General features: G+C 39.1%; 9 protein-coding genes. 7 read left to right on the forward strand and 2 right to left on the reverse strand.

Features of this window, described 5'->3' with window-relative positions; genetic code table 11:
• Positions 1 to 70 precede the first annotated feature (70 nt).
• From P6N53_RS11005 to P6N53_RS11015, 3 genes are all read left to right on the forward strand, one after another.
• A complete protein-coding gene (locus P6N53_RS11005) occupies positions 71 to 718 on the forward strand; it encodes an O-methyltransferase (RefSeq protein WP_304543073.1) in 648 nt (215 codons plus the stop codon).
• A gap of 1,020 nt (positions 719 to 1,738) precedes the next feature.
• Complete coding sequence (locus P6N53_RS11010) at positions 1,739 to 2,653, forward strand: respiratory nitrate reductase subunit gamma (protein ID WP_304543075.1); 915 nt, start codon at positions 1,739 to 1,741, stop codon at positions 2,651 to 2,653.
• Positions 2,654 to 2,684: 31 nt separating this feature from the next.
• A complete protein-coding gene (locus P6N53_RS11015) occupies positions 2,685 to 4,319 on the forward strand; it encodes a (Fe-S)-binding protein (protein ID WP_304543077.1) in 1,635 nt (544 codons plus the stop codon).
• Positions 4,320 to 4,485: 166 nt separating this feature from the next.
• On the opposite strand, the gene P6N53_RS11020 is transcribed toward P6N53_RS11015, so the two are convergent.
• The gene (locus P6N53_RS11020) at positions 4,486 to 5,700 is read right to left on the reverse strand and encodes a DUF4365 domain-containing protein (RefSeq protein ID WP_304543079.1); all 1,215 of its coding nucleotides are present in this window, start codon (positions 5,698 to 5,700) and stop codon (positions 4,486 to 4,488) included.
• A gap of 236 nt (positions 5,701 to 5,936) precedes the next feature.
• Positions 5,937 to 6,593 carry a polyprenyl diphosphate synthase gene (gene uppS / locus P6N53_RS11025; protein ID WP_304543081.1) on the reverse strand — a complete coding sequence of 219 codons (657 nt, stop codon included), beginning with the start codon at positions 6,591 to 6,593 and terminating at the stop codon, positions 5,937 to 5,939.
• A 255-nt stretch (positions 6,594 to 6,848) separates the two neighbouring features.
• Between uppS and P6N53_RS11030 the strand changes: the two genes are divergently transcribed.
• The 4 genes from P6N53_RS11030 to P6N53_RS11045 all read left to right on the forward strand — a co-directional run bounded on the left by P6N53_RS11030 (position 6,849) and on the right by P6N53_RS11045 (position 12,537).
• Positions 6,849 to 8,234 (forward strand): methyl-accepting chemotaxis protein, encoded by a 1,386-nt coding sequence (locus P6N53_RS11030; protein ID WP_304543083.1) that lies wholly within the window; start codon positions 6,849 to 6,851, stop codon positions 8,232 to 8,234.
• Between the two features lie 30 nt (positions 8,235 to 8,264).
• On the forward strand, positions 8,265 to 9,113 hold the full coding sequence (gene pheA, locus P6N53_RS11035) for a prephenate dehydratase (protein WP_304543085.1): 849 nt from the start codon (positions 8,265 to 8,267) through the stop codon (positions 9,111 to 9,113).
• Positions 9,114 to 9,397: 284 nt separating this feature from the next.
• Positions 9,398 to 11,278: a 1,4-alpha-glucan branching protein GlgB gene (gene glgB / locus P6N53_RS11040; RefSeq protein ID WP_304543086.1), complete on the forward strand. Its 1,881-nt coding sequence runs from the start codon at positions 9,398 to 9,400 to the stop codon at positions 11,276 to 11,278.
• A gap of 59 nt (positions 11,279 to 11,337) precedes the next feature.
• Positions 11,338 to 12,537, forward strand: coding sequence for a glucose-1-phosphate adenylyltransferase (locus P6N53_RS11045; RefSeq protein WP_304543087.1), 1,200 nt, complete (start codon positions 11,338 to 11,340; stop codon positions 12,535 to 12,537).
• The last annotated feature ends 18 nt before the right edge of the window (positions 12,538 to 12,555 follow it).

A 12,555-nucleotide genomic window follows, 5' to 3' on the forward strand; every position in this document is an offset into this window, starting at 1 on the left:
AGATTTGTCTGCCATATTGCTGACAATACTAATCAACTTAGTCTTGTTGCATAAAGTTAGGAGGGTACTAGTGTCTGATATCATTAATCATGAAGTAATGGATTATATAAGAAATTTATTACCACCTAGGGATGAGTTATTTCTAGAAATGGAGAGGGAGGCGAAGGAAAAGATTATACCCATAGTAGAGCCGGAGATTGGTCATTTTCTATACTGGCTGGCTAAAACCAAGGGTAGCAGTAGAGTATTAGAAATTGGCACGGCCATGGGATACTCAACCCTGTGGCTCGCCAAAGCTGTAATGCCACAGGGAGGCAAAATAACCACCATAGAAATCAATAGACCAAGATATGAGATGGCTTCTAAATATTTTTCTAGGGCTGGGGTAGAGAAAGAGATAAATTTGGTTTTTGGAGATGCCAGAGAGATACTTTTTGATTTGCCAGGCCCATATGACTTTATATTTTTGGATGCTGCTAAAGGTAAGTATGTAGAGTTTCTTAGTAAATGTATAGATATTTTGGAGCCGGGAGGGTTATTAATTGCGGAAGACGTATTCATGAGGGGAATGGTAATAACGGGAGATATAGATAAAAGAAGAAATAAAACCGCTATGTTAAGATTAAGGGACTACCTTAAAATTGTATCCAGCCACCCCCAGCTTAACACGGTTGTAATACCTATTGGAGATGGACTAGCAATTAGCACAAAGACTTAACTTAAAAGATAATCGCATAAATATATTAAATAAATGAACTGAAATATAATATATTAGTTAATTGCAAAAAAATAATAAAATATAAATGTAAATCAGAAAAAAACAACAAGAATCACCTAAAATAATTTATAGAACAAAACTAAAAACAAATAAATAAACTAAAATATAAAATATTATAATATTAGTTCAATAATATATTTTATACTACATAAAAGGATAAATTTATATTAAAATCAGCGTAATAGCTTGATGAATAATTAGTAATAGTGAATCAATTCCAACTATTAAAATATCAAACTTGATAATGGTCCATAGGTACTAAACTATGGATTGAGATTATGAACGAACTTTATCTTGTGTTAAAAAATTACTATTAATAGCAGAATAAGAACGTTCCTATAAAAAACAAAGCAATCAAAACCTCAATAACAAACAATATAAACAATACATATAACTTATGAAGGGTAAATATATTTTAGTTTTTTTTTGCTAATAAAATAATTAACATTTATCTGTCAAATCAAATAATAAATCAAGGTAAAATTATGGACTAGATATAATAATACATACAAGCAAAAACATACTTAATATAAAGAATGTAATTTAAGTTACATAATGTGGTAATTTAGCCGTCTATTTAATATTGATTAGTTAACTATAGTTGTCTATAATTACCCTTGTATAATTGTCGGTTCACCTTGCCTGAACGGATGGATTAAATTGGAAGGAGTGAGGGCGCATTAGGCAAATCCAGTGGGGTACATGCCTGGCAGAATGCTAACAAACTTCTTTTTTTATACTGATTATAATGGGGTTTAGCGCTATTAATAGCATTAGCAAAGGTGTTAGTACCTAAGTTAACGTGGCAACCAAAGAGTATGATGGGGTGGCCAAGTTTACTGGCTTGTGAACCGGGTTTTTTGTATTTCTCCAACAAAAAGGATTCTGTGTAGAATGAAGGACGGAAGAATCGGTTTTAGGAGGAGTACTTAATTATTAATCTCAAGGAGGTATGTTGACTTGCTGCTGACGGTATTTATCTATGCATCCATTATCGCTTTCATTGGTATCTCGTTGTACAAGGCGTACCAGTATGCCAAAATGCCCATGCACGGACGTTGGGAACTGTATCCTGTTCCAAAGGAGCCGGGTGAGAAAGGGCACTACGGTGGATCCTATTACGAGGATCTGGAGTGGTGGAATAAACCCAGACAGGTGTCCCATTCCGGGGAAATTATTGACATGATGAAGGAAATGCTGTTTATTAAGAATTTGTTTGTAAACCAACGGCATCAGTGGTGGCTATCCTATGCTTTACACCTTGGTATTTATTTATTAGGTCTGTGGACCGTTCTGTTGGCAGTTGGTGCAGTCATGGAATTATCAGGAATACCATTAACTACTGCTGAAGGAGTTTCTGCTAGCTTTGCTGCTTCCATGGTATATTACATTACATTTATTTCCGGTTCTGTAGGGGCCTTACTGGTGGCTTTTGGATCAATAAGCCTCTTCTTAAAGAGAATGTTTAACGAAACCTTTAGTAAGTACACTACACCCCAGGAATATTTCAACCTGTTCTTTATCTTTGCTGTAGTAATAAGCGGACTGATGGTCTGGAGTGCAGATCCTGGTTTTAACTACGGTCGAGAAATTATGAAGGGCCTGTTTACCTTCTCACCAATCCAAGCAGATGGTGCCTTAACAGCTCATATCATTTTGCTGGGGGTTCTGTTAATCTACATTCCTCAAACCAAAATGAGTCACTATGTTGGGAAATATTTCGCATTTCACAAAATTCTTTGGGATAATGAGCCAAACCTTAGAAATTCCAAGATGGAAGAAGTTATTAAAGGAGCTATCAGCTATAAGCCTAAGGCCTCCTGGTCAGCACCTCATATTAAACCGCCGGCTCCGGCTCCTAAGGACGAGAAATAAAACTATTTTTTTAGAATAGGAGGATAGCTTGATGGCAAATATCAGACCCCAGGATATGGGTAAACCATCCGAGCAGTTGTGCAAAATAGAGAATTTAATGCCCCTACCGGCTCCCTATGACAAGCCTGGCATGGAACCTGACTTTAGTACACCGAAGGATGCCTGGAAAGATACCTACTGTACAAGCCTGGACGGGTTTGTAGGTAATGAAACCTTGGTAAGACCTAAAACTAAAGAAGAAGAAGAGGCTATGGTTAAGCAGTTCTTAACCGGCCTTGAGAGATTGTTCTCCGATGAGACCAATAGAAACTACTTGCAGCCTCTAATGCTCTCCTTTGAGTACTGTGCTAAATGTAATACCTGTTCGGAAGCTTGTCATGTGTTTAAGGCCAGTGGAGAGGCTGAAATATACCGTCCCATTTTCCGTTCCGAAGTAATGAGAAAGATTGCTAAAAAGCACTTCGGTGGGGGTGGATTATTAAGCAAATTCGCAGGTGGAGATATTGATATCAATTTTGAGACCATTTTCCGTTTAGGTGAGCTGGCTTACCGCTGCAACCTCTGCCGCCGCTGTGCACAAACCTGTCCATTAGGCCTGGACAATGGTCTATTAGCTAGGGAACTTAGAAAAGTATTTAGTATGGAAATGGGCATTGCTCCCAAGCCCCTTCATGAAAAGGGCTCCATGCTACAGTTGAAAACTGGCTCTAGTACTGGTATTACCAGAGAAGCTTTCTTAGACATGATTGAGTTTTTAGAAGAAGACATCTATGAAAGAACAGGTAAACAGTATAAAATTCCGGTGGATAAAAAGGGCGCAGATATTCTGTTAACCCACAATGCCGGTGAATATATGGCCTGGCCAGAAAACCCCGCTGCCTTTGCAATTATTTTTGAGGAAGCAGGTCTGGACTGGACTCTCTCTAGTGAATTACTGGGTTATGACAACGTTAACTACGGGCTCTTCTACGATGATGCCCAGAGTAGAAAAATCGGTCTTGGTCAAATGAAAGCAGCCAAAGACCTGGGAGTAAGAAGAATTGTAGTGGGTGAGTGTGGTCACGCCCATAAAGCAGCCATGGTTAGTATTGACCGGGCATTTGTGGGAGAAGACAATATACCCAGAGAGAGTTTCTTACCTCTCCTATGGGATTTAATTAGAAATAACGTATTTAAGCTGGATCCCATGAGAAACAATTTCCCGGTAACCCTGCATGATCCCTGTAACGTTGCTAGGATGATGGGTGTAATTCAGCCCCAACGTGAAATTTTAAAGGTAATTGCTCCCCAATTTAGGGAAATGTATCCCCACGGTGCAAAGAACTTCTGCTGTGGTGGTGGTAGTGGCTTTGCCATTATGAAATCCTTTAACTTCCCAGAGTTTAGAAACAAGGTTACCAGCAGAATGAAGTTTAAGCAGATTCTGGAAGCTTTCCAGGGAGATATGGAATCAGATATTCCTAAATATGTATGTGCACCCTGTTCTAACTGTAAGGGCGCCATCAGAGATATCCTGGAGTACTATCAGGCCACTGCTAAATTCAACGTACACTATGCTGGTCTAGTTGAACTGGTAGTTAATGCAATGGTTCAATTTGATAAGCCCTTCTTGGAGTTCCTTGATGAAGAGGAATTCTATGAAACACATGTTAAAAACAAAAAGTAATAGGTAAAAGCCCGGACAATGTCCGGGCTTCAGATTGTTGAAAAAGATACAACTGGGTTTTAATAATCCCGAACAGCGACATTCGGAGCAGTGGAAACAGCGCTTCGCGAAGCTGAGGATGCGAAAATGGGTGCCCGGACAATGTCCGGGCTTCTATTCTGCCGGGTTATTGAATAATTGAACCAGGTGATTCGATAAAGGATGCTATTTCATGGGAAAAAATTAATAAAGATTGGGCATAATCCATAAGAGGTGCAGCCTTGTCTTGTCCAAAGGTTCGACTAATATATGGGGTTGCAAAAAGATATGTATCAGCTAAGCGAATAGTTAGCAGACTGGTTGGTATTAGCTCACATTCGTCCAGAGCAACTATTATAAATGCAACCAGTTGGTCAATAGCTTTAAAATACCGCAGGTGCTCTTCTAAGCGAGACAAATGGATAATAGACCCTGTACCTTCTAATTCAAAGGATCTCATAAAATGCAGCAGATAGTCATAAAAGGCCATTTCTCCCATTGCAGTACACCGCATTCCTGCTGAAATATTGTCTCCAGCCTGATTTAAGGCGTTATAAATGAGATAATATGCCTGACGATTTTCCCGGGGGTCTAGAAGTTTTAAACCCTGTGCATGGTTTAAACTTAATTGAACATCATTATCTGCAGAAGTTGAGATATCGGGCTCCGGTTCTTGAGAACAGGAGGAACAGGAATCACTTGAACAGTTGCTATTTGATTTTGATAAATGCTTACCATAGGGGCGATTTGACGCAATTGACAAAGCCTTTTCTACATTTTGCGGGGATTCAAAAAATCCTTTAATTTTTTCTTGAACTATCCGGTAAGGCATATGGAATTTGCTGACATAGATAAATTCCCAGCCTCTCAAAACAGCTTCTTCTAAAGGAACGGTTGAATTTATCAATTGGTTGGCAATGGGCAGTCTTAATGTAACATTCTTCTTATTCTGCCAACCGGGAGATGAGTTCTCAAGAATGTTATGTACATATTCTTGGAGAAAAAGCCAGTAGACTTCTTCACTTTTTGGATTAATTAGAATTATAAGCACCGGTTCATCTGTTTTGTCATTAATATATTTTATTTTTTCCGTTTCAAGCTGAAGTATAATTGAGTCATCAATTACTTTTAAACTAGTTGATAATTTTATAACTGCCGAAAACCTAATACCTTTAGGTAATCCGGCCTGTTTTATTTCAAAGATATAGTCAATATAATGGTTGGAGTAGTCTTCCCGCCTTGTCCAGGATGAAGGTAAAATACTAAATAAGATTTGGTGTGCAGTGGAAGCTTTCATAGGTTTGTTGTTTTGGGAGGTTACAGGTGTTGATATGGACACCTTGTTTTCCAATGAATCAATCATTTCTTCCCCTCCTACTAATACTTTCAAATAACTCTAGCTATACTATAAATTTTGAAAATTCAAACATATGATGACGGGGTTGTCCCTAATTTGTTATAACTAAGTTAGCTTATTAGTGTTTACCCTAGGGCTATTGGGAAATTACGCTATCATTAGAATTATAGTAACACGACAAGGAATATATATCAATAAAAATTTAACCATAATTTAGCCAAGAATTTATTTGGCATAATTAATTATCCACCAAGGGTTATATCCTGCTCATCATACCATTTTAGGGCGTCATAAAAGTGAGACCTATCAAAATTTGGCCAATAATCATCCACTACATAAAAATCAGCATAAATAGATTGAACCGGTAAAAAACCACTTAGCCTCCTTCTACCGCCCCACCTGACAATCAGATCAATTCTAGATATGTCTCTTGATGCAATGGTTTTGTGGATATCGTCCCTAGGTTTTTCGCTTTTTAGACCGTTGGCAAGATCCCATTTCCAGCCGTAATTTACTAGAAAATTAATCTTTATCAAGTCTTTGCCAAAGGTTTGTCTAACTGTATAGGGGAGCAATTCCTTTGGAAACTGGGGGGATTCCGTGTTGCCAATTACCAGCAATGATGCATCCCGATTGGATAGTAGATTTACTGCATCTATACAAGCCTGTTGAAAGGCAAGTTTTTGGGCTGATGGACGTTTTGTATTATCTTGGGTAAACCCATAAAAGGTTACCTCAGGGATACCTAGCTCCACACAGGTCTCGTAAAGGGCCAGCCCAGGATCAATACCATGACTATACCCTGATTCCTTTGGCATACCTTGTTGCTCGGCCCATCTACGGTTACCGTCTGGAATAATTCCTATATGTTTGGGAACTCTCTTAAATTTTGGTTTCATTGGCAACTCCTTGATGTTCATAATATAGGACTAATATTGACATGTGTGGGGCTAACATATACCTAAATTAGGCTCTTAGAACAAAAAAGGAAGCAATTTATTTTTCATAAAATAATGGACTTAATATCTTAACTAGATTATGGTAAAATTTATATATTAGTGTCGAGTACAATGAGGTATTCGGTGTAAACAAGGCATTGAAGCCTACTTCCTTAATAGAGGTAGGTTTTTTTATATTAATCAGGGGGAATTGATATGATAATTTTAGCTTTTTTATTGGGTTTTGGATTTGCAGCAATAGTTGGTATAATTATGCATAGAAGGCAGAGAAGGCAACTGATGGGATTAATTAATAAAATTGAAAATGAGACAAGCCTATGGAGGCAGGTTGAATTACCGACAGCATGTAAGGTTGAGGCAGGTGATAAGTTTCAAGGTCTGAGTAATTCGGTTTGCAGTCTGACAGAAAAAGCAAGAAGCCTTGCCCAGGAAATACAGCTAACATCACAGCAGGTTCGTTCTGCAGCTGAGCAAATGAATATTTCGGTAAGCGCCACAGACGATATATCCATGACCTTTAATCGCTTGCACAGTATGGCTTCTAGCCTGTACCAAACTGCAAGTTCATTGGAACAGGACTTTAGCTCCAGTGAAGGTGCAGTGATTGAAAGTAGTAATGCCATAAAGCAGGTTGACAAGGTAATCTCAGAGATAAGCGATAATAATAATGTCCTAAGTAAGCAAATAAAGACCTTGGAAAGCGCAGTAAACCAAGTTAGGAGCATATCGGAAACCATTGGTGATATTTCCGAACAAACAAAGCTGCTGGCATTAAACGCAGCTATAGAGGCCGCCAGGGCAGGAGATATGGGACGTGGCTTTGGCGTTGTGGCACTGGAGATTGGTAAATTATCAGACCGTACTGCCAGCGCTGTTAATCAAACTGCAGCCGTTTTGCTGCAAATGAAAAAGGATGTTGACTCGGTAGTACTTAGCATTAATAATAGTTTAGATTCCTCAAATGTAGCAGCGGACAAGCTAAACCAGGTAGGAATGGTATTTGAGGAAAGTTTTAATTTGATTAAAAAAGTAAACCTTGCAGCAAGAGATACCTTTGAAGATATTAATGTAAATCTTCAGCAACTGGCAGTAACCCTGGAAGCTCGCAATAGGGATTTGGGGGCAATCGTTTCAACAGGCAAACTAATGACAAATTTAGCAGATCAATTAGAGGTGCTTGTGGGTGAAAACCAATTGAATTATGTGGTTAAATCCCAGGCTGAAAGTAGAATTGAAACTATTAAAGCTATATTAAATGATGTGTCTATGGTCCCCGATATAACCTTAATGGAGACAGAAAAACATAATGATGTTCTTTCAGGGCTAAAGGAAGAGCATGTGGAGATTGAAGCCATTTGGTCAAATGATCAAGAGGGTAATTTTATATTTTCCTTTCCAGAGGCTGCCCTTGCCAATGCTAAAGTTCGCCAGTGGTGGCAGGAAGCTATAAATGGTAGGGTATTTGTATCCCCTGTATATATATCGGCAATCACCAGAAAACCCTGTCTAACAGTCGCAGTGCCAATTGCCTATAATGGCAACATTATTGGTGTATTAGGTGCCGACATAGGGTTAGGGTAGGAGGATACATTAGAAAAAGGAGGAGCTTTTTTGAAGAAAATTGGCTACCTTGGTCCTGAAGGAACCTATTCGGAAAAGGCTGCAAAATCATATGCAGGCCTATCCTACATCTTGAAGCCATGCACGACTTTTGATTCCATTTTTGAAGGTATTATAACCAATGAGGTTGCCCTTGGTGTTTTACCCCTAGAAAACTCTTGTGAGGGGACTGTTGTGAGGGTGTTGGACCTCCTGGCCCGGAATGACAAAGTTAAGATTACTGGTGAGGTGGTGGTTCATGTATGCCACCACTTGCTAGGACACCCTGGGACTAGCCTCGCTGAAGTTCAATCCATCCTCTCACACCCCCAGGCTTTAGCACAATGCTCAGGCTTCATTTCAAAATATCTATCCCATGCAAAACTTCAGGAAGTTGAAAGTACAGCTAGGGCGGCCAGCATCATAAGTGAGTGTGGACCAAGCCTTGCCGCCATTGGTAATGATGAGGCTTCCAGTCGGTATAATTTGTCTAAATTAATGACTAACATTCAGGATATGGCTGAGAATTACACCAGATTTATTGTTATAGCTAAGGAACAACAGATCATGGTTGAAACAGAGGAATATGCTAATAGTCGTACATCTTTGATCCTATCCATTGTTGATCAACCAGGGACGTTATATGAAATACTTAAGCAACTTGCCCTAAGGGGTATTAACCTGACAAAGATTGAATCTCGACCAGCCAGAACCAGGCTGGGGGAGTATATTTTTTTCATAGATCTAGACGGTCACATTAATCAGCCCCAAGTTTGTGAAGCCCTGGCGGAAGTTAAAAAATTAACCGTTGAGTTTAGGATCATTGGTTGTTATGCAAAGGATAAGGAGAAAAGCCTTTAGGGATAAGTTAGATTGAGTAAATCTTAAAATTTGGCAAGAAAATAGTTAAGTATATTGAAATAATTAAATAAAAATGGTAAAAAACAGTAAAACCTTATTAATTGGGGGAATATTGTCCGATTTTGCGATAAATACTTAACCTGAACTAAAAGGAATTAACTGGAAACTGCCGTAATTAATAAAAAGCAACGCGAAATTACAATATGCGTTGCTTTTTACACTATATCCATTTAGAAGCTGAAGTTTTGATTTAGTCAATTAGTTACAGTTTAGGGGTGCATTAAATGTATCATAGTGACCATGATTTATTCTTATTTCATCAAGGCTCACATTTTTTAAGCTATCAGATGCTAGGTGCTCATCCGGTAATTGTTGAAGGATGCCGGGGAGTGAGGTTTTCGGTATGGGCCCCTAAGGCTAAGCAGGTATCTTTGGTGGGAGATTTTAATGGTTGGCGGGGAGATAAGCACGTCCTAGAAAGGGGAAAGTCTGGGATTTGGTCTATATTTGTTCCTGAATTAATGGATGGGGAGCTTTATAAGTATGAGATTCACACATTTAACGGAAATGTTTTGCTAAAGGCTGATCCCTATGGTTTCTATTCTGAGTTGCGGCCAGGAACTGCATCTAGGTTTTTTGATCTGTCTGGTTATTGCTGGGGTGATAGCGAATGGCAAGAAGAGAAAAAGAACAATGTCATATATAACAGCCCCGTATTGATATATGAGGTTCACCTTGGCTCGTGGAAGAGAAAGGACGGAGGCTTTTTATCCTACAGAGATTTGGCCCAAGAACTGGTTGATTATGTTGCTGAAATGGGCTATACACACTTGGAACTTTTACCTTTGACCGAACACCCCTATGATGGTTCATGGGGCTATCAAACAACCGGGTACTATTCAGCTACCAGCCGCTATGGCGATCCCCATGAATTAATGTATTTTGTAGACAGATGCCATCAAAGGGGCATTGGTGTAATTTTAGATTGGGTACCGGGGCATTTTTGTAAAGATAGCCATGGCTTAATTAATTTTGATGGGACAAATCTCTATGAGTCTGATAATCCCATGAGATCAGAGAATCAACAATGGGGTACAAGAAATTTTGATTTTAGCAAACCAGAAGTTCAGAGCTTTTTGATATCTAACGCAGTCTTTTGGATGGACATTTTTCACATTGATGGGCTCAGGGTAGATGCTGTGGCCTGTATGCTCTATCTTGATTATGGTAAGCCACAGGGCATGTGGGTTCCCAATCAATATGGGGGCAAAGAAAACCTGGAAGCAGTTGCCTTTCTGAAGAAACTGAATGAAGTGGTTTTCAATTACTTTCCCCAGGCCCTGATGATTGCAGAGGAATCAACAGAATGGCCTCAGGTAACAGGACCAACCTACCTGGGAGGATTAGGATTCAATTATAAATGGAATATGGGCTGGATGAATGATGTATTGAAATATATGTCCATGGAATCAGTTCATAGGAAGTGGAGCCATAACTTTCTTACATTTTCCTTTATGTATACATTTTCAGAAAACTTCATTTTACCCCTTTCCCATGATGAAGTAGTTCACGGCAAAGGCTCCTTAGTGAATAAAATGACGGGAGATTATTGGCAAAAATTTGCCGGCTTAAGGCTGCTGTTTGGATATATGATGGCTCACCCGGGAAAAAAGCTGTTGTTTATGGGTGGTGACTTTGCCCAGTTTATTGAATGGAATGAAAACCAAAGTTTAGACTGGCACTTATTGCAGTATGAGATGCACAGCAAATTTAATTATTTTGTGAAGGAACTTAACCATTTCTATTTAAGGGAGCAAGGTTTGTGGGAACTAGACCACCAGAAGCAGGGCTTTGAATGGATTGATCCCCATGATTTTGAACAAAGTGTTATAAGCTTCATCAGATATTCCAGTGACCCTAAAGATTATCTTATTATAGTTTGCAATTTTACTCCTGTGGTTCGGAATGAGTATCGCATAGGGGTGCCCCAGTTGCAGGATTATATAGAGATTTTTAACACCGATGAACCGTCTTTCGGAGGTTCAGGACAAATTAACGGTAAACTAAAGGTCAGCGAAATTGCATGGCACAACCAACCCTATAGCTTGGAAATAAAGATTCCTCCCTTGGCAGCGGTATTTCTTAAACCAGTTCATGCTCTTTAACTGTCCAAGCTAAAAGGAGCCATTAATTGATTATAAAAAGAACAGGGGGTGGAGGTTAGATGTATAAAAAGGAATGTATAGCAATGCTACTGGCGGGGGGGCAGGGGACCAGGCTAGGTGTATTAACAAAAAAGCTAGCCAAACCAGCTGTTCCCTTTGGGGGAAAGTACAGAATCATTGATTTTACATTAAGTAATTGCAACAACTCGGGTATTGAAACGGTGGGAGTATTAACTCAATATGAACCCTTGGCTCTAAATACCTACATAGGCATAGGAAGCCATTGGGATTTGGACAGAAAAAGTGGTGGAGTTACTGTATTACCTCCCTTTGTTAAATTAATGGGAGGGGAATGGTACAAAGGAACAGCCAATGCAGTATATCAAAATATTGAGTTTGCGGATCGCTATAACCCCGATTATTTACTTGTCCTATCAGGGGATCATATTTATAAAATGGATTACTCCTTAATGCTGGATTTTCATAAAGCTAAAGGTGCCGATGCTACCATTGCGGTTATAGAAGTACCGTGGCAAGAAGCAAGTTCCTTTGGCATTATGAATGCCAATGGAGACGGTAGGATTGTTGAATTTGAAGAAAAACCTGCAATACCAAAGAGTAATCTGGCATCAATGGGTGTTTATATATTTAATTGGTCCTTACTAAAGGAGTATTTAGAGATAGATGAGCAAAATCCCCGCTCAAATAATGATTTTGGGAAAAATATCATACCTATGATGTTGAATGGAGATCAGAAACTATTTGCCTATCCCTTTAAGGGATATTGGAGGGACGTCGGAACCATCGAGAGCCTTTGGCAGGCCAATATGGATCTCTTAGCAGATGAGCCAATGTTAAATCTAAATGACCCTAAATGGAAAATATATACAGTTAACCCGACGCTGCCTCCTCAATATATTTCTGGTCAGGCTCAAATTAGTAGTTCTTTAGTTAATGAAGGATGTGTGGTTCACGGTGAAGTGACCAGAACCATACTCTTTCCGGGGGTTTATGTTGGGAGTGGCACCAGGATTGTTGATTCGGTAATAATGCCTAATGTGCGGATAGGCAGTAATGTATTTATCGAGAAGGCCATCATTGGTGTTGAAACTGTGATTGGAGAAAATTGCAGCATAGGGTGTTTTCAACATCACTTATGTGAAAAATGTGGACGGGACTGCTGCAGAATTACTGTGGTTGAAGGAAACATAACTGTACCGAATAATACTAAGCTAAGTAAAACCTGCGAACATCATTAAATATAAACGGTATTTATG

Source organism: Desulforamulus aquiferis, assembly GCF_030577015.1.
In the GTDB taxonomy this organism is placed as follows: domain Bacteria; phylum Bacillota; class Desulfotomaculia; order Desulfotomaculales; family Desulfotomaculaceae; genus Desulfotomaculum; species Desulfotomaculum aquiferis.